This window comes from Acidovorax delafieldii (genome assembly GCF_007993815.1).
Classification (GTDB): Bacteria; Pseudomonadota; Gammaproteobacteria; order Burkholderiales; family Burkholderiaceae_C; genus Acidovorax; species Acidovorax delafieldii.
The window spans coordinates 503176-520166 of the sequence record NZ_VJWE01000012.1 but is presented as its reverse complement, the minus strand read 5'-3'; the positions used below and the strand labels follow the sequence as shown (position 1 = coordinate 520166).

17 protein-coding genes are annotated in these 16991 nt (G+C 65.7%); 14 read left to right on the top strand and 3 right to left on the bottom strand.

All coding sequences use genetic code 11. The features are described from left to right. Positions 1 to 8 precede the first annotated feature (8 nt). The 9 genes from ATF69_RS11720 (at position 9) to pcaC (ending at position 9568) form a co-directional block, all read left to right on the top strand. Positions 9 to 1028 (top strand): Bug family tripartite tricarboxylate transporter substrate binding protein, encoded by a 1020-nt coding sequence (locus tag ATF69_RS11720; protein ID WP_146871053.1) that lies wholly within the window; start codon positions 9 to 11, stop codon positions 1026 to 1028. Positions 1029 to 1084: 56 nt separating this feature from the next. Continuing rightward, the gene (locus ATF69_RS11715) at positions 1085 to 1771 is read left to right on the top strand and encodes an RraA family protein (protein WP_005792824.1); all 687 of its coding nucleotides are present in this window, start codon (positions 1085 to 1087) and stop codon (positions 1769 to 1771) included. Then, positions 1768 to 2706, top strand: a complete 939-nt coding sequence (locus ATF69_RS11710) for an NAD(P)-dependent oxidoreductase (protein WP_146871052.1) — start codon at positions 1768 to 1770, stop codon at positions 2704 to 2706. The genes ATF69_RS11715 and ATF69_RS11710 overlap by 4 nt, the downstream gene beginning before the upstream one ends. Before the next feature lie 63 nt (positions 2707 to 2769). After that, positions 2770 to 3777 carry a tripartite tricarboxylate transporter substrate binding protein gene (locus ATF69_RS11705; protein WP_146871051.1) on the top strand — a complete coding sequence of 336 codons (1008 nt, stop codon included), beginning with the start codon at positions 2770 to 2772 and terminating at the stop codon, positions 3775 to 3777. A 40-nt stretch (positions 3778 to 3817) separates the two neighbouring features. Continuing rightward, the gene (locus ATF69_RS11700) at positions 3818 to 4774 is read left to right on the top strand and encodes a tripartite tricarboxylate transporter substrate binding protein (protein ID WP_108499564.1); all 957 of its coding nucleotides are present in this window, start codon (positions 3818 to 3820) and stop codon (positions 4772 to 4774) included. 3 nt (positions 4775 to 4777) lie between these two features. Then, positions 4778 to 5686 (top strand): amidohydrolase family protein, encoded by a 909-nt coding sequence (locus tag ATF69_RS11695; RefSeq protein WP_146871050.1) that lies wholly within the window; start codon positions 4778 to 4780, stop codon positions 5684 to 5686. Positions 5687 to 5707: 21 nt separating this feature from the next. Beyond that, positions 5708 to 6625, top strand: coding sequence for an SMP-30/gluconolactonase/LRE family protein (locus ATF69_RS11690; protein ID WP_146871049.1), 918 nt, complete (start codon positions 5708 to 5710; stop codon positions 6623 to 6625). 175 nt (positions 6626 to 6800) lie between these two features. After that, entirely contained in the window at positions 6801 to 9002 is a 2202-nt protein-coding gene (katG, locus tag ATF69_RS11685; protein WP_146871048.1) for a catalase/peroxidase HPI, read from the top strand. A gap of 179 nt (positions 9003 to 9181) precedes the next feature. Further along, complete coding sequence (gene pcaC / locus ATF69_RS11680; RefSeq protein ID WP_082522567.1) at positions 9182 to 9568, top strand: 4-carboxymuconolactone decarboxylase; 387 nt, start codon at positions 9182 to 9184, stop codon at positions 9566 to 9568. Between the two features lie 38 nt (positions 9569 to 9606). Here pcaC and ATF69_RS11675 read toward each other — a convergent pair whose 3' ends face one another. Then, entirely contained in the window at positions 9607 to 10152 is a 546-nt protein-coding gene (locus tag ATF69_RS11675) for a PAS and helix-turn-helix domain-containing protein (RefSeq protein ID WP_056067748.1), read from the bottom strand. A gap of 75 nt (positions 10153 to 10227) precedes the next feature. Between ATF69_RS11675 and ATF69_RS11670 the strand changes: the two genes are divergently transcribed. After that, entirely contained in the window at positions 10228 to 10935 is a 708-nt protein-coding gene (locus ATF69_RS11670) for a CoA transferase subunit A (protein WP_146871047.1), read from the top strand. 43 nt (positions 10936 to 10978) lie between these two features. Beyond that, positions 10979 to 11620, top strand: a complete 642-nt coding sequence (locus ATF69_RS11665) for a CoA transferase subunit B (RefSeq protein WP_056746107.1) — start codon at positions 10979 to 10981, stop codon at positions 11618 to 11620. 126 nt (positions 11621 to 11746) lie between these two features. Here ATF69_RS11665 and ATF69_RS11660 read toward each other — a convergent pair whose 3' ends face one another. Both ATF69_RS11660 and ATF69_RS11655 read right to left on the bottom strand, forming a co-directional pair. Beyond that, positions 11747 to 12043 carry a hypothetical protein gene (locus ATF69_RS11660; RefSeq protein ID WP_056062211.1) on the bottom strand — a complete coding sequence of 99 codons (297 nt, stop codon included), beginning with the start codon at positions 12041 to 12043 and terminating at the stop codon, positions 11747 to 11749. An 89-nt stretch (positions 12044 to 12132) separates the two neighbouring features. Continuing rightward, complete coding sequence (locus ATF69_RS11655; protein ID WP_056746105.1) at positions 12133 to 12420, bottom strand: hypothetical protein; 288 nt, start codon at positions 12418 to 12420, stop codon at positions 12133 to 12135. 530 nt (positions 12421 to 12950) lie between these two features. On the opposite strand from ATF69_RS11655, the gene ATF69_RS11650 reads away from it, so the two are divergent. The 3 genes from ATF69_RS11650 to ATF69_RS11640 all read left to right on the top strand — a co-directional run bounded on the left by ATF69_RS11650 (position 12951) and on the right by ATF69_RS11640 (position 16977). After that, positions 12951 to 14261, top strand: coding sequence for an HD-GYP domain-containing protein (locus ATF69_RS11650; RefSeq protein ID WP_146871046.1), 1311 nt, complete (start codon positions 12951 to 12953; stop codon positions 14259 to 14261). 225 nt (positions 14262 to 14486) lie between these two features. After that, entirely contained in the window at positions 14487 to 15413 is a 927-nt protein-coding gene (gene imuA, locus ATF69_RS11645; protein ID WP_146871045.1) for a translesion DNA synthesis-associated protein ImuA, read from the top strand. Beyond that, a complete protein-coding gene (locus ATF69_RS11640; protein WP_146871044.1) occupies positions 15376 to 16977 on the top strand; it encodes a DNA polymerase Y subunit UmuC family protein in 1602 nt (533 codons plus the stop codon). Before imuA ends, ATF69_RS11640 begins: the two co-directional genes overlap by 38 nt. Positions 16978 to 16991: the final 14 nt, after the last annotated feature.

Below are 16991 nucleotides of genomic sequence, written 5' to 3'. Positions count from 1 at the left end.
CTTGCACCATGACCTCTTTGGTATCTCCCCTATCCACGCACGGCGCGCAGCGCCGCCACCTTCTGACCACCCTGGCCCTTGCGGGCACTGGTGTGGGCACGGGGCTGCCCGCTTGGGCGCAAAACGATTGGCCTGCGGGCAAGCTCATCACCTGGGTGGTGCCTTACCCCGCCGGTGGCAGCACCGATGTGCTGGGCCGCAACATCGCCCTCAAGCTGGGCGCGGCCCTGTCCACCAACGTCATCGTGGACAACAAGGCTGGGGCCACGGGCACCATTGGCGCGGCCTACGTTGCCAAGGCGGCGCCAGACGGGCTCACGCTGCTGGGCACCTCTATCGGCCCGCAGGCCATTGCGCCACACCTGATGGCCAAGCTGCCCTACGACCACATCACGGCGTTCGAGCCCGTGATCACCGTGGGCACCATCCCCCACATCCTGGTGGTGGGCGCGAACCAGCCCTTCAAGACCGTGGCCGACCTGCTGGCCGCCGCCAAGGCCCAGCCGGGCAAGCTGGCGTTTGCCTCGGGCGGCAACGGCACCATCTTGCAAATGCAGGGCGAGCTGCTGCAGCAGCAAACCGGCGCGCGCTTCATCCATGTGCCCTACAAGGGCGACACCCCCGCGCTGCAAGACACGCTGGCCGAGCAGGTGCAGTTCATGTTTGCTCCCGCAGCCGCTGCACTGCCGCATGTGCAATCGGGCAAGTTGCGCGCCCTGGCCGTCACGTCTGCCCAGCGCCTCAAGGCCCTGCCAGCTGTGCCCACCATGGGCGAGGCGGGGCTCAAGGACTTTGTGGTGGAGCAGTGGCAGGCCGTGTTTGCGCCCGCCAAGACGCCCGCCGCCATCGTGCAGCGCCTGAACCGCGAGATTGCCGCCACGCTGAAAGACCCCGCCCTCATCGCCCTGGCCGACAAGCTGGGCGTGACGCTGGTGGGCGGCACGCCCCAGCAGCTGGGCGACCTGCAAAAGGCCGACTCTGCCAAGTGGGCCAAGGTCATCAAAGAAGGCGGCATCAAAGCCGACTGAGCACCGCAGTTCTCTTATTCCCTTTCTTCATTCCATCGTTCAACCGGACCACTCCCATGAGCCAACTCCCTGAAATCATCCGCACCATTGACCGCGTGAGCGGCGACGTTGTTGCCCAGGCCGCTACCTACCAAGCCGCCATCCTGGCCGACGTGGCAGGTCGCCGCGGCACCATGCATGGCCGCGTGGCGCCCGTGCACCAGTCCATGAAGGTGGCAGGCCCCGCTTTCACCGTGGAAGTGCGCCCCGGCGACAACCTCATGATCCATGCCGCCATCGCCCTGGCCCAGCCGGGTGATGTGCTGGTGATTGACGGCAAGGGCGACCAGACGGCGGCGCTGATGGGCACGCTGATGCTCAGCGCCTGCAAGAAGCGCGGCCTGGCGGGTGTGATCGTGGACGCCGCCATCCGCGACAAGCTGGAAATTCTGGAGCTGGACTTCCCCGTGTTCAGCGCGGGCTTCAACCCTGCAGGGCCCACCAAGTACGTGCCCGGCCGCATCAACCACCCCATCAGCGCCGGTGGCGCGGTGGTGAACCCGGGTGACCTGGTGGTGGGCGACGCCGACGGCGTGGTCGTCATCGAGCGCGAAAAAGCCCCCGCCATGCTGGCCCTGGCCGACAAGAAGGTGGCCGACGAAGCCGCCCGCATCGAAGCCATTGCCCGTGGCGACACGGCCTCGAAATGGCTGCCCGCCGCCCTGCGCGCTGCGGGTGTGCTGAAGGAAGGGGAATCGCTGTGAGCCCAACCATCATCGTCACAGGCGCCGACCTGGCGCAACAAGCCCTGGATCTGCTCACAGGCTACGAGATCGTCTACGCAGGCAAGACGCCGACGGAAGAGGACATGGTGACCCTGTGCGGTGCGCACAACCCCGTGGCCATCATCGTGCGCTACGGCAAGGTGGGCGCTGCGGTGATGGACGCAGCCCCCGCGCTCAAGGTCATTTCCAAGCACGGCAGCGGCACCGACACCATCGACAAGGTGGCTGCTAAGGCCCGTGGCATTGAGGTGGTGGCCGCCGTGGGCGCCAACGCCGCCGCCGTGGCCGAGCAGGCCCTGGCGCTGCTGCTGGCCTGCGCCAAGTCGGTGGTGCAACTCGATGCGCGCATGCACGCTGGCCACTGGGACAAGGCCACGCACAAGAGCCTGGAGCTGGGTGGCCGCACGGTGGGCCTGGTGGGTCTGGGCGCCATCGGCCTGCGTTTTGCCAAGATGGCCGACGCCCTGGGCATGCGCGTGATCGGCTTCGATCCGTTTGCCAAGAACCTGCCCGCCTATGTGCAGGCGGTGGACCTGGAGACGATCTGGCGCGAATCGGATGCCATCTCGTTGCACTGCCCGCTGACCGACGAAAACCGCAACCTGCTGAACGCCGCCACGCTGGCGCAATGCAAGCGCGGCGTGATTGTGGTGAACACGGCACGTGGTGGCCTGATCGACGAGGCCGATCTGCTCGCCGCCGTGCGCTCGGGCCAGGTCATGGCGGCCGGGCTCGACAGCTTTGCGGTGGAGCCCATGACGGCGGGCCACCCCTTCCAGGGCGAGAAGCACTTCATCCTCAGCCCGCACATCGGCGGCGTGACGAGCGACGCCTACGTGAACATGGGCGTGGGCGCGGCGAAGAACCTGCTGGCCGTGCTGGCACGTGCACCGCATGCAGTAGCCGTCGCCTGAGCGCCGGCCTGCCCCAAGAACATGGCCGGGCAGGGTGCCCGGCCGCACAGGAGACAACAGACCATGGCACGCAATTTCAAGAAAAATAGGCCTCTTGCGCTAGTCAATCATGCGCTGGCAGCTATTGTTTTTGTAGCGTCTGGCGCCGCTTGCGCGCAAACGGGCGCAGCAGCCTATCCGACCAAGCCCGTGAAGCTGGTGGTGGGCTTTGCCGCCGGTGGCCCCACCGACGTGGTGGCGCGCGCCTTTGCCGACCACGCCAGCAAGGCGCTGGGCCAGCCGTTCATCATCGACAACAAGCCCGGCGCGGGCACCATCATTGCCGCGCAGGCCGTGGCCAGCGCCCCGGTCGATGGCTACACGCTGCTGTTCGGCGCCACCAACCACACCATGATTCCGGCGCTGTACCAGGGCCGCGTCAAGTTCGATGCGGTGAAGTCCTTCCGCCCCTTGTGCACGGTGGCCAGCAGCCCCACGGTGCTGGTGGTGGCCCCCAGCCTGCCGGTCAAGACACTGGCCGATTACCAGGCCAAGGCCCGCGCCGAGCCCGGCCGTGTGACCGCAGGCACGGCAGGGGTGGGCAGCTCAGGCCACTTTGCCACCGAGATCTTTGCCCGCGCCCAGGGCCTGCAGCTCAACCACGTGCCCTACAAGGGCGCCGCGCCCGTGGTGACGGACCTGATGGGCGGGCAGCTCGACAGCTCCTTTGCCACCCTGGGCTCGGTGCTGCCGCAGATCAAGAGCGGCAAGCTGCGTGCGCTGGCCGTGGGCGCGCCCCAGCGCTCTGCCTTGGTGCCCGAGGTGCCCACGTTTGCCGAGGCAGGAGGTGGCAACTACGCTGCCGACGTGTGGTACGGCGTGCTGGCCCCGGCAGGCGTGCCCGAGCCCATCGCCCAGGCGCTGGAGCGCACGGCCGCCGACTTTGCCAAGAGCGAATCGGCCGCTGACAAGCTGCGCGGCCTGGGGATGGATGCCGAATCGGTGTGTGGCAATACCTTTGCGACCCGTGTGGCCCGCGAAGCTGCGACGTATAGCCAGATTGCCAAAGCTCTCGATCTCAAAGCAGATTGAGCGGCCCTGTTGTAGAACCCAGAACTGATTGGAGACAGGTATGTTTCGCTTCCTCAAACCCCTGATCGCCGCCTGCGCCCTGGCCGCTGGCGTGGCCCACGCCGCCTTCCCCGAGCGGCCCATCACCATCGTCGTGCCCTACGCCCCCGGTGGCGCGGCCGATGCCGTGGCCCGTGTGGTCGCTACCCGCCTGGGCGCCAAGTTGGGTGGCAGCGTGATCGTAGACAACAAGGCCGGTGCCAGCGGCACCATTGGCGCCAGCTTCGTGGCCAAGGCCCCGGCAGACGGCTACACCATGCTGTACGACGCCACGCCGTACTCCATCAACCCGCACCTGTTCCCCAAGATGCCGTATGCAGCCAACGCACTGCAGCCGCTGTCGCTGGTGCTGCTGGCGCCCAACGTGCTCATCGTGAAGGCCGATGCACCCTACAAAAACGTGGGCGAGCTGATCGCCAAGGCCAAGGCGCAGCCGGGCAAGATCAACTTTGCCTCAGGCGGCAGCGGCACGGTGCAGCGCCTGGCGGCCGAGCTGATGGCCCAGAAGCTGGGCCTGGACATGGTGCACGTGCCCTACAAGAGCGGTGGCCCCGCCATCACCGACGTGATGGCCGGCCAGGTGGACTTCATGTTCGGCACCGTGGCCGCCACTTACCCGCATGTGGCGGGTGGCAAACTGCGTGCGCTGGCCGTGTCGGCGCCCGAGCGTTCCAAGCGCCTGCCCGATGTGCCCACGGTGGCCGAGGCGGCCATTCCCGGCTACGAGGCCTATGAGTGGAACGGCGTGTTCCTGCCTGCGGGCGTGCCTGCGGACGTGGCCACCAAACTGCAGCAGGCCCTGCAAGAGGTGCTGAAAGAAGACGAAGTGAAGCAGCGCCTCGCCGACCTGGGCGCCCAGCCCATCGGTTCGACGCCCGCAGACTTTGCCGCCTTCCTGAAGAAGGAAGACGCGAAGTGGGGCGAGGTCGTGAAGAAGGGCAATATCAAACTCGACTGACCCATGCCTTTGCCAGCGCTGACCACGCCCGTGCCCCACTCCGTGGGCCTAAACCGCCCGCAGCGCCAGTTGCCGCCCGGCGCGTGCGACAGCCACATGCACATCTTTGACCCGTGCTTTGCGCCGTCAGCCCATTGGCCGCGCACTCCGCCAGTGGCGCCCGTGGCGGTGTATCGGCAGCTGCAGGCGCGCCTGGGCACCACGCGCACGGTGGTGGTCACGCCATCGACCTACGGCACCGACAACGCCTGCACGTTGGATGCGCTGGATCAGTTGGGCGACGCTGCGCGCGGCGTGGCCGTGGTGGGCGAGGACGTGAGCGCCGACGAGCTGGCCCACCTGGCTGCACGCCGTGTGCGCGGGCTGCGCGTCAATTTCGTCTCGCCCCAATCGTGGGGCACCACCACGCCCGCCATGCTGGCCACGCTGGCGCGCAAGGTGGCCGAGCACCCGGCGTGCGCGGGCTGGCACATCCAGATCTTTGCGCAGCCGGAGCAGCTCATCGTCCTAGCGCCGCAGTTGCACACCCTGCCTGTGCCCGTGGTCATCGACCACCTGGGCCGCATCGATCCCGCCGAAGGCCCGGCCGCCGAGGCCTACGGCGTGGTGCGCGGCCTGCTCGATGGTGGCAACACCTGGGTCAAGCTCTCGGGCGCCTACATGCGCTCGACCGTGCATGGCCCCAGCTACGCCGACACCCTGCCGCTGGGCCAGGCCCTGGTGCAGGCCGCGCCCGAGCGCCTCGTGTGGGGCAGCGACTGGCCACACACCACGGAGGCGCCTGGCACTGTGAACGATGCCGACTTGATGGATCTGCTGCAGGCCTGGGCTGGCAGCGACGCGGCCATGGACCGCATCCTGGTCGACAACCCGGCACGGCTGTATGGTTTCGATGCCGTTCCCGCCGCCTGAACGAATTGGAAAGACCCCACCATGTTTTTGTTGCAAGCCCCTGAGGTCCGCGATCTCGACCTGTTCACCTCCATGCCCGAGCCCTTTCGCCGCCGCGAGCGCAGCGACTGGGCCGACGCCAACCGGGGCGGCACCATCACCGATTCGTTTCTGGAGGGCCCGGTGTTCGACGACGCAGGCAACCTCTACGTCAGCGACATCCCCTGGGGCCGGGTCTTTCGCATCAACCCGCAGGGCGACTGGGCGCTGGTGGCCGAGTACGACGGCGAGCCCAACGGTCTCAAGTTCTTGAAGCCCGGCATGCTGCTCATCACCGATTACAAGAACGGTCTGATGCAGCTCGACGTGACCACGGGTGCCGTCACACCGTACCTTCAGCGCCGCAACAGCGAGCGCTTCAAGGGCGTGAATGACCTGATCTTTGACGCCGAAGGCAACCTCTACTTCACCGACCAGGGCCAAAGCGGCCTGCACGACCCGAGTGGCCGCCTGTATCGCCTGCGGCCCAACGGCCAGCTCGATTTGCTGCTGCACAACGTGCCCAGCCCCAACGGCGTGGCCCTGTCGCCCGACGGCCGCGTGCTGTATCTGGCCGTGACGCGCGGCAACTGTGTGTGGCGCGTGCCGCTGCTGCCCGATGGCAGCGTGGCCAAGGTCAGCCAATTCTTCACCTCGTATGGCCCCAGCGGCCCCGATGGTCTGGCCGTGGATGCCGAAGGTCACCTGCTGGTGGCCAACCCGGGCCTGGGCTATGTGTGGGTGCTGAACCACCGGGCCGAGCCCGTGCAGGTGTTGCGCGGCGCACCGGGCAGTTCGACCACCAACCTGGTGTTTGGCGGGGCAGTGCGTACCACGGTGTATGTCACCGACTCGACCCATGGGCGCATCCTGAGGGCTGACATGGGGGCTCCTGGACTGCCGCTGGCTCACTTACGTTAAAGCGGCCTCCTGTTTGATGAATCCATGGGGCGCAGTGAAATCAATGGAGTGAAGGTGTTTTATTGATATTGGCTATTGATGAGATTCAATCGATTCAATTTACCTGTCATCGTTTGCTTCCTACCATCTGCCCTGTCGATACGTTTTGCCGACGCGATTTCACAGGAGATGACCCATGACGACCGAAGCCAAATGCCCCTTTGACCACACCAAGGCCGTGCCCACGGGCCCCCGCAATGCCGACTGGTGGCCCAACCAGCTCAATCTCCGCCCCCTGAACCAGAATTCCCCGCTCACCGACCCGATGGGAGACGGCTTCAATTACGCCGAGGAATTCAAGAGCCTCGACCTTGCTGCCGTGAAGGCCGACCTGCGCGCACTGATGACCGACTCGCAGGACTGGTGGCCCGCAGACTTTGGCCACTATGGACCGCTGTTTGTGCGCATGGCCTGGCACAGCGCCGGAACCTACCGCTTGGCGGATGGACGTGGCGGCGCAGGGGCAGGGCAGCAGCGGTTTGCGCCGCTCAATAGTTGGCCCGACAACGCCAACCTGGACAAGGCGCGCCGCCTGCTCTGGCCCGTCAAGCAGAAGTACGGCCGCAAGATCTCGTGGGCCGACCTGATGATCTTGACCGGCAACGTGGCACTCGAATCCATGGGCTTCAAGACCTTTGGCTTTGCCGGCGGACGCCCTGACGTGTGGGAACCCGATGAAAACGTGTACTGGGGCGCTGAATCCACCTGGCTGGGCAGCGACAAGCGCTACAGCGGTGAGCGCGACCTGGCCAACCCGCTGGCTGCTGTGCAGATGGGCCTGATCTATGTGAACCCCGAAGGCCCGAACGGCAACCCCGACCCCATCGCCGCCGCGCGCGACATCCGCGACACCTTTGCGCGCATGGCGATGGACGATGAAGAGACCGTGGCGCTGATTGCTGGCGGCCACACCTTTGGCAAGACCCACGGTGCAGGAGACGCGGCCTTGGTGGGCAAGGAGCCCGAAGGCGCAGGCATCGAGGACCAGGGCCTGGGCTGGAAGAGCAGCCATGGCTCTGGCAAAGGTGGTGACACCATCACCAGCGGCCTGGAAGTCACCTGGACCACCACGCCCACGCAGTGGAGCAACAACTTCTTCGAAAACCTGTTCGGCTACGAGTGGGAGCTGACCAAGAGCCCGGCAGGCGCCCACCAGTGGACGGCCAAGGGGGCTGCAGCGACGATCCCGCACGCACACGACCCGTCGAAAAAGCTGGTGCCCACCATGCTCACCACCGACCTGTCGCTGCGCTTTGACCCGGCCTACGAAAAGATCTCGCGCCGCTTTTTGGCGCACCCCGAGCAGTTTGCCGATGCATTTGCGCGTGCCTGGTTCAAGCTCACGCACCGTGACATGGGGCCGCGTGCCCGCTATCTGGGGCCGGAGGTACCCGCCGAAGTGCTGGTCTGGCAAGACCCTGTGCCTGCCGTGGACCATGCGCTGGTGAACGCGCAGGACATCGCTGCGCTCAAGGCCAAGGTGTTGGCATCGGGCTTGTCGATTTCGGAACTGGTATCCACGGCCTGGGCCTCTGCCTCCACGTTCCGGGGCGGCGACAAGCGGGGCGGCGCCAACGGCGCGCGCATCCGTCTGGCTCCTCAGAAGGATTGGGAAGTGAACCAGCCTGTGCAACTGGCCAAGGTGCTGGGCCAGCTCGAAGCCATCCAGCGCGACTTCAATGCGGCGCAGACGGGCGGCAAGAAGATCTCGCTGGCGGACCTGATCGTGCTGGCCGGTGGCGCTGCCGTGGAGGCTGCCGCAAAGCAGGCAGGGCAGGACGTGACCGTTCCCTTCACGCCTGGCCGCACGGATGCCTCGCAAGAGCAGACCGATGTGCCGTCGTTCGAGGTGATGGAGCCCGTGGCCGATGGCTTTCGCAACTACGTGCGCCCTGGCCTGGAAGGCGCCGTGGCCGAGCTGCTGGTGGACCGCGCCAACCAGCTCACGCTGACGGCGCCCGAGATGACGGTGCTGGTGGGTGGCCTGCGCGTGCTGGGTGCTAACGTGGGGCAGGCCACCCATGGTGTCTTCACGCAGCGCGTCGGTACCTTGAGCAATGACTTCTTTGTGAACCTGCTCGACATGCGCACCCAATGGCAGAAGTCGGCGGGCGCAGCGGGTGTGATGGAAGGGGTGGATCGCAGCACAGGTGCCAGAAAATGGACCGGCACGGTGGCCGACCTGGTGTTTGGCTCCAACTCGGTGTTGCGTGCGCTGGCCGAGGTCTATGCCAGCAGCGATGCGCAGGCAGTGTTTGTGCAGGAGTTCGTCAAGGCTTGGACCAAGGTGATGAACCTGGACCGGTTTGACCTGACCGCAGGCGGTGCCAGCGCCTGATCAGTGAGGCCTTGCTCCCATGTCGTCAGGGGATGGCATGGGGCGAGCTGTTCACGAAGCCATGAAGCCCGGCGTGTGCAGTGCATGTGCCGGGCGTTCTGTTGTTTGCGCGGTGGCAGCCCTGCGTTCGCTCGCTACCATCGGGCCTTGATGTTTCCAACCCTTCAAGGAGAGCCCGCGTGACACCAACCCCGACCAAAGACTACGAAAAAGGCCTAGCCACCCGCCGCGAGGTCATGGGTGACGATTTTGTGGACCGTGCGCTGGGCAACGCCACCTCTTTCACGCAGCCCATTCAGGAATACATCACGCGCAATGCGTGGGGCGATGTCTGGCAGCGGCCCGGGCTGGACCGCAAGACTCGCAGTCTCATTACGGTTTCCATGTTGATCGCGCTGGGCAAGCAGCATGAACTTAAGGGTCATGTGCGTGGCGCGCTGAACAATGGCGCTACTGCGGAGGAGTTGCAGGAAGTGCTGCTGCACGCCAGCGTCTACTGTGGCCTGCCGACGGCGGTAGAGGCGTTTCGCACCGCCGCTGAAGTCATCGACGGCCCGGCCAAGTAGGCAATAAAAGGCGGTAGTGCTGTCCTTCGAGGGCAGGTTCAGCCGCCTGCCAGCAGCTTGTGCACCAGGTCGGCGGCGGTGGAGGCGTTGTACTTACGCATGAGGCGCGCGCGGTAAATTTCTACCGTGCGGTGGCTGATCTCCAGTGCCCGACCGATCTCCTTGGAGGTCAGGCCCTCCAGCAGGCGGGCGGCTACCTCGCGCTCACGGCCCGTCAGCTCCGCCTTCACGGCGCGCTGCGAACTCAGATCTTCGAAGCTCCAGATGCCGGACTCATGCGGGGCATCGCGGTTGAGTGCGCGGCCAGACACGTGACACCAGAACACTTCGCCATTGGCGCGCTTCATGATGCGGTTGTCCGCATAGTGGCCCTTGGCGTTCAGGATGGGCTCCATGTGCGCGCCAAGCCGCTCATATTCGTCGGCGCTGGGATAGAGTATCTGGAACGACTGGCCGATCAGCACTTCGCGCGAGGCGCCGAACATTTCGCAGACATGGCGGTTGCAGTCCACCATGGTGCGGTTGCGCGAGAGCACCAGCCCCACAGGGGCCATGTCGAAAGCCAGTCGGTAATCAACGTCCATAGTGCTAATCTTTACGGAAAACTACTTATTTAAGTACGTAGTATCGTAGCGCATCCCATTCATAAGGAGATCGTGGTGAACAAGTTATTCCCCTCCGCAGCCGAGGCCCTGAAGGGCGTGGTTGCAGATGGCCAACTCATGGCTGTTGGCGGCTTTGGACTGTGTGGCATTCCTGAAGCCTTGATCGACGCGCTGCGCGGTTCAGGCGTGAAGAACCTGACCGTGATCTCCAACAATGCGGGCGTGGACGGCTTTGGCCTGGGCAAGCTGCTCGAGACCCGGCAGATCAAGAAAATGATCTCGTCGTATGTGGGCGAGAACAAGGAGTTCGAGCGCCAGTACCTCGCTGGCGAGCTGGAGCTGGAGTTCACCCCCCAGGGCACGCTGGCCGAAAAGCTGCGTGCGGGCGGTGCGGGCATCCCGGCCTTTTTCACCAAGACCGGCGTGGGCACCATCGTGGCCGAGGGCAAGGAACTGCGCGAGTTCGATGGCGAAACCTATGTGATGGAGCGTTCTCTGGTGCCCGATGTGTCGCTGGTCAAGGCCTGGCGTGCCGACAAGTCGGGCAACCTGCAGTTCCGCCTCACGGCGCGCAACTTCAACCCCGCTGCGGCCACGGCCGGCAAGATCACCATCGTGGAGGTGGAAGAGGTGGTGGAAACCGGCGCCATTGCGCCTGACCAAATCCATCTGCCTGGCATCTATGTGCACCGCATCGTGCACAACGCCACGCCCGAGAAGCGCATTGAAAAGCGCACCATCACCGAAAAAGCGGGCGTCTGAGCCGCTGCCGCACAACCGTACAGAACAAGCTGGAGAAGTATCTATGTCGTGGAGTCAAGACCAAATGGCGGCCCGTGCCGCCCATGAACTCGAAGACGGCTTTTATGTGAACCTGGGCATTGGCATCCCCACGCTGGTGGCCAACTTTGTGCCTGCCGACAAAGAGGTGTGGCTGCAGTCCGAAAACGGCATGCTGGGCATCGGCCCGTTTCCCACCGAAGACGAAGTGGATGCCGACCTGATCAACGCCGGCAAGCAGACCGTGACCACCATCAAGGGCTCGTCCATCTTTGGCAGCGACCAGTCGTTTGCCATGATCCGTGGCGGCAAGATCAACCTGTCGATCTTGGGCGCCATGCAGGTCAGCGAAAAGGGCGACCTGGCCAACTGGATGATCCCCGGCAAGATGGTCAAGGGCATGGGTGGCGCGATGGACCTGGTGGCTGGCGTCAAGCGCGTGATCGTGCTCATGGAGCATGTGGCGCGCAAGAAGGATGGCACCGAAGACCTGAAGATCCTGCCCCAGTGCACGCTGCCCCTCACGGGCGTGGGTGTGGTGGATCGCATCATCACCGACCTGGCCGTCATGGACGTGACGCCCCAGGGCCTGAAGGTGGTGGAGCTGGCTCCCGGCGTGACTTTTGAGGCCCTGCAGGCCAAGACCGGCGTCAAGCTGATCCCATAAGCATTTGAGCCACCCCTGCAGTGGAGTGGCATCACAAAAAAGGCCGGGGCCCCTCACAGGGCCCCGGCCTTTTGCATTGGCACTTTTCACAAAGCCCTCATGCGGTCCGCATGGGGCCTTTGGCAATTACATCGCGTTGCCGATTTCGCCCGAAGAGATCTGGCCCGTGCGCAGGGCTTCAGCAGCCTGGGCACGCACAGCAGCACGGTCAGCCGTGGACTTGTAGGTCACCACACGCGAACCAGCGGGCTCGATCGAGCGGGTCTGGGCTACGGTAGCAGCTTCGGCAGCCACTTCAGCACGGGTGCGGTTGGTTTCGAACTTGGTGGCGAACTGCGAAGCATCGGCTTCATCAGCGTGGGCACCAAAAGCGGCAAAAGCGGCGACAGCAGCAACGGACAGGAAACGGACAGACTTGTTCATGGTGAAACTCCGGAAAATTCTAAAAAGAGGACTTGGGTACTGAGAGATACGGCGCAACCAGGGCGGCAGATTCAGCCGCCCCTGGTGAATCAGCCGCGCTCACCCGAAGAAATCTGGCCGGTACGCACTGCTTCAGCAGCCTGGGCACGCACGGCAGCGCGGTCGGCCGTGGACTTGTAAGTCACCACACGCGAACCAGCGGGCTCGATCGAGCGGGTCTGGGCCACGGTAGCAGCTTCTGCAGCCACTTCAGCACGGGTGCGGTTGGTTTCAAACTTGGTGGCGAACTGCGAAGCATCGGCTTCGTCAGCCTGGGCACCAAAAGAAGCGAAAGCGGCGACAGCGGCGATAGACAGGAAACGTGCGGTGTTGTTCATGATGGAAATCCTTGAAGTTAAAGAAGCGGCTCAAAAAACCGGGACAAAGCGCCAAAAACAAAGAAAGCTGCCTGGGACCGGGTTCGGTGAGTCGCCTTGCGGGTTCGGCTCATCGATGGGATGAACTGTACGCCGGTGGGGTGCAGAGAAAAACCACCGGGTCGCGAACTAACTGTTCCAGTATTGTGAACAATCAACGCGGAACTTTTCAGGGTTTACCCAAGCCTGACTGTCCGGGATCACCAAAAAGCAGGCTATCGGCGACATTGTTGAATGAAAACCCTGACGCCTATTTGGGACAATGACATTGGGGTGACAGGGGCTTTGTCACCCCGGCGAGCCCGGGCGGGTCCAGGTCTTGGTCATGGGGATCCGGACGTGTGATCTCTGCCATGCGGCAAAAAACGAGCACGGGTAGCAGCGCCTGCTGCTTGATGTGCATCAAGATTGCATGTCGGTATCGCGTCACGCGAGTCAGTGCCCCGCAAGAGAACCCCCTATAGTGCGAAGTAACGATTTGTGTTGCTTGCATGACCGATATTCTTCTTTCAGCGGATGCCGAGGACGCTGACAGTCCCCATTACTTGCGTGCGCTGACCGACATGGCCGACCGGCGTACGGTGGTCGCAGATGCTGCCATCTACACCGACAATGGCATCAAGCTGGTGGAGAAGGGCGCGCGCATCGACAGCCGTCTGTACGACCGCCTGGTGCAGCACAAGCTGCGCGAACCCATTGACCGCCATCTGTCCATCGAAAACCCGGTGGACGTGCCATCACTGCTGGCCCTGGGCCAGATGCTGATCGAGCAGGAAACCCTGCCCGCCATGCTGGCCGAGGCCCTGGGCTCAGGTGCCCGGTTGCTGGCGCCCCTGAGGTCCCTGCCGTTGCCTTCTGCCATGGCCTGCAAGCTCACCGTGATGCGTGACCAGCGGCCCACGCTGTTCCAGCACAGTCTGGTGATGACCACCGTGGCGGTATTTCTGGCGGTCAAAAGCGGGCTGAGCGAACGCGATTGCAGCACGGTGGCGGCTGCTGCGCTGCTGCATGACCTGGGGGTGCTGCACATGGACCCGGCCTGGGACGACCCGGACCACAAGGTGGTGGGGGTAGGGCGCAAGCACCTGGTGGCCCATCCCATCTCGGCCATGCTCATGATCCGCGACACGCAGGCCTATCCACGTGCTGCCGAGGTCGCTGTGCTGGAGCACCATGAGCGCATGGACGGCAGCGGCTATCCGCGCGCCTTGCTGGGGGCGGACATCACGCCCATGGGCCGCATCCTGCTACTGGCCGAAGTGGTGGCCGCCTTCTACGAGAAATACGACGACATGCCCGCGCAGCGGCTGTCGCTGGTGCTGCGGCTCAATCACCGCAAGTTTCCTTCGGCACTGGTGGCGTTCATCCTGCCGCTGCTGCAGGAGGAAGTGGCCCGCGAATCGGCCTTGATGCCTCTGGGTAACGATGCGCCCCGCCAGATCGAATTGCTGGCCGAAGCCTTTGCCTATTGGGACCAACTCAAGGCGGCCTTGCCCCCAGACACGGCGGCCAAGTCTCCTGCGGGCACTGCCTTTGCGTTTACCGATTCCCGCCTCATGGCATTGCAAAAAGCCCTGATCGAAGCGGGCTCGCACCCCCGGCACCAGGGCGAGTTGCTGGCGCAATTGCAAGGCGACGCCATTGGCATGGCCGAGGTCGCCCTGGTGGGGCGCGAGGCCCTTTGGCAACTGCAAAGCATCCTGAACGCCAGCCACCGCCGCTGGCCCCAGCTCTCGGACCGTGCCACGCCCGCCGATGCGGCGGTGGCGGACTGGTGCGATTGGGCGATGCGTACGCTGTAAGCAGACTTTCGGATTGACCCCGCCAAGGCCTCGGCGTCGTCGCGCGCCTGGATTGGCGTGGCGGGGGAGGCCTTCGCATTGGCAAAAATAGTGTGAACAAGCCCTGGCCTGCGTCGGCCTCCTCATACCGATGTCCTTGGTGGGTCTTCGCTTCCAGGTTCACCCATTCGGCAAAATACTGGTTATATTTACAGTATTCGTGTTGCCTCAACTTCTCCCACCACCATGCCTGCGCCACGCCCCTCTTTGCGGGTTGCGTCCGATTTGCCCATCCCCGTGCCTGGGGTGTGGCATGCCGACGCGCTGGGGGCCAGCGCGCAGCGCGTATTGCCTTCGGGCCATGCCGCGCTGGATGCCCAGCTGCCGGGTGGCGGCTGGCCAGTGGGGGCCCTGAGCGAAGTGCTGCAGCCCCTGGCGGGCTTGCACGAATGGCAACTGGTGCTGCCCGCACTGGTGCAGGCCACGGCCCGGCAGAGCGGGGCCGTGGTGCTGGTGGCGCCGCCGTTCGAGCCTTTTGGCCCGGCCCTGCAGTCGCAGGGGTTGCGGGCAGAGCGGGTGTGTGTGGTGCATGCCGACTCCCCCATGGTCGCCTTGTGGGCGGCCGAGCAGGCGCTGCGCTGCCAGGGCGTGGTGGCCGTCATGGCCTGGCTGCCCCAGGCGCAGCCTGCCGCCTTGCGGCGGTTGCAATTGGCGGCGGCCCAGCAGCAACAATTGTTGTGGGTGTTTCGTCCGGTCGACGCCCCAGGGCCCGCATCACAGGTGTCTCAGGCGTCGCCGGCCCAATTGCGGCTGCAGGTGCAGGGGCTGGCTTTGCCAGGGGATGCCGCAGCAGCCCCCGGCATGCAGGTGCGGATCCTCAAGCGCCGGGGGCCTCCGCTGGCGCAGGCGCTCCAACTGCCGGGCTGCCACCCTCAGCTGGCGAAGGTGCTGGTGGCACAGGCCGAGCGGCGCCGCGCTGCGCAAGAGGCTGCCATTGCCCAGGTGGCGGGGCGCCAGGCTGCAGCCGCCCATGTGGCCGGGGCCTTGGCGGGTTCGTTGGCGCGCCATGTGCCCCCAGTCCAGGCCGTATGCGAGCCAGGAGGCCGACCCGGAGGCCGGCCAGAAGGGAGCAGGCATGCACTGGATCGCCCTGCCATTGCCCTGGTGCGATGAGGCCGCCGCCTTGGCGGGTACAGGCACGGATAGAAATACCGGAGTGCTGAACGCCGCGGCCGGCTGGTGGGCCTTGCGCTTCACGCCGCGTGTGGCGCTGGCCGATGGCGAGGCGGTGTTGCTGGAGGTGTCCACCACCGAACGCCTGTGGGGCGGGCGCGATGCGCTGCAGTCACTGGTGCTGCAAGCCTGGGCCGATGCGTCGGCCCGATGCGAAGGGGAGGGCGTCGCCTCCCCACCCGTCCGCAGCGCTGAAGAGCCTGCCCATTCCTTTGGATCGACCACAGCTCCTTTGCCCCATGCACCGACTGTGTGGGGCACAGGCCCCACCGCTCTGGTCGCTCAGGCCAGGCTGCGCATGGCATTGGCAGGGCGCATCTGCCCGCCGGAGGGCAGGGCAGAGAACCTGCCTTTGCACACGCTGACGGCGCTGCGTCCCCATGTGGCCAGCCTGGAGCGCATGGGGTGCCGCACCTGGGGGGCGCTGCGGGCGCTGCCGCGCGCGGGCGTGGCGCGGCGCCTGGGGGCGGGCGTGCTGCAAGTGCTGGACCAGGCCCTGGGCGATGCCCCCGAGGCCCATGCCTGGCTGCAACTGCCCGAGCAGTTTGTGTTGACCACCGAGCTGCCCGCCTTGGCCGCGTCGGCTGACGCACTGCTGTGGAGCGCCAGCCGCAGCCTCACGGTCCTCCAGGCCTGGCTGCAGGCGCGCCAGCAGGGCGTGCTGGCGCTGGAGCTGGCCTGGCGCCACGACCTGCGGCGCATCGATGGTGTGGCGCTGCCCCCCACCCAGGCGCTGCAGGTGCGCACCGCCCAGGCCTCCCACGACCTGGTGCACCTGCGGCGCCTGCTGGCCGAAAACCTGGCGCGCACCACGCTGGCCGCGCCGGTCAACCAGATCACGCTGCGGCTGCTCGACGCGGCCCCGTTGCCGCACCGCAGTGCCAGCCTGCTGCCCCCGGGGGAGGTGGGCGGGCGTGACCCCACAAGCCATGGCAGCACCGACCCGGCCGGTACCCCCGGCGAGGCCCTGCACCAACTGCTGGAGCGCCTATCTGCCCGCCTGGGGGCCGACCACGTGGTGGCCCCGGTGCTGCTGGCCGACCATCGGCCCGAACGCATGCAGCAATGGCGACCGGCCGCTGAAGTGCTGGGCATGCCCGCCGCTGCGACGCGCAATGCAGCCACGCGGACACCCACCGGTCCTGTGTCCGCGCGTGCGGACGGTGCTTCGCAGGGCATCGTCCCGGATGCCCCCTTGCTGCCCACCTGGCTGCTGAACCCGCCCCGGCAGCTGGCCGTGCAGGGCAACCGCCCCTGCCACCACGGCCTGTTGCGCTTGCTGGCCGGGCCCCACCGGTTGGAGGCGGGCTGGTGGTCTGCCATGGACGACGCTGTGGACCCAGCACGCCCCTGCGCAGACCTGGCCTTGCGCGACTACTTTGTGGCCCATAACGACGTTGCGGGACTGGTGTGGGTGTTTCGCGAGCGCCTGGCGCCTGCGCTGGACGGCACGCCAGCGGTGGCTCGCCCACACCGCTGGTTCTTGCACGGAATCTTTGGGTGAGCGGGCAGGGTGGT

Excerpts from the sequence above, each read along its gene's own strand:
- ATF69_RS11690 (WP_146871049.1), top strand. The coding sequence starts at position 5,708 with ATGTTTTTGTTGCAAGCCCCTGAGGTCCGCGATCTCGACCTGTTCACC.
- ATF69_RS11640 (WP_146871044.1), top strand. The coding sequence starts at position 15,376 with ATGCACTGGATCGCCCTGCCATTGCCCTGGTGCGATGAGGCCGCCGCC.
- ATF69_RS11660 (WP_056062211.1), bottom strand. The coding sequence starts at position 12,043 with ATGAACAAGTCTGTCCGTTTCCTGTCCGTTGCTGCTGTCGCCGCTTTT.
- ATF69_RS11650 (WP_146871046.1), top strand. The coding sequence starts at position 12,951 with ATGACCGATATTCTTCTTTCAGCGGATGCCGAGGACGCTGACAGTCCC.
- imuA (WP_146871045.1), top strand. The coding sequence starts at position 14,487 with ATGCCTGCGCCACGCCCCTCTTTGCGGGTTGCGTCCGATTTGCCCATC.
- ATF69_RS11675 (WP_056067748.1), bottom strand. The coding sequence starts at position 10,152 with ATGGACGTTGATTACCGACTGGCTTTCGACATGGCCCCTGTGGGGCTG.
- ATF69_RS11720 (WP_146871053.1), top strand. The coding sequence starts at position 9 with ATGACCTCTTTGGTATCTCCCCTATCCACGCACGGCGCGCAGCGCCGC.
- ATF69_RS11705 (WP_146871051.1), top strand. The coding sequence starts at position 2,770 with ATGGCACGCAATTTCAAGAAAAATAGGCCTCTTGCGCTAGTCAATCAT.
- ATF69_RS11715 (WP_005792824.1), top strand. The coding sequence starts at position 1,085 with ATGAGCCAACTCCCTGAAATCATCCGCACCATTGACCGCGTGAGCGGC.
- ATF69_RS11665 (WP_056746107.1), top strand. The coding sequence starts at position 10,979 with ATGTCGTGGAGTCAAGACCAAATGGCGGCCCGTGCCGCCCATGAACTC.
- katG (WP_146871048.1), top strand. The coding sequence starts at position 6,801 with ATGACGACCGAAGCCAAATGCCCCTTTGACCACACCAAGGCCGTGCCC.
- ATF69_RS11695 (WP_146871050.1), top strand. The coding sequence starts at position 4,778 with ATGCCTTTGCCAGCGCTGACCACGCCCGTGCCCCACTCCGTGGGCCTA.
- ATF69_RS11655 (WP_056746105.1), bottom strand. The coding sequence starts at position 12,420 with ATGAACAACACCGCACGTTTCCTGTCTATCGCCGCTGTCGCCGCTTTC.
- ATF69_RS11700 (WP_108499564.1), top strand. The coding sequence starts at position 3,818 with ATGTTTCGCTTCCTCAAACCCCTGATCGCCGCCTGCGCCCTGGCCGCT.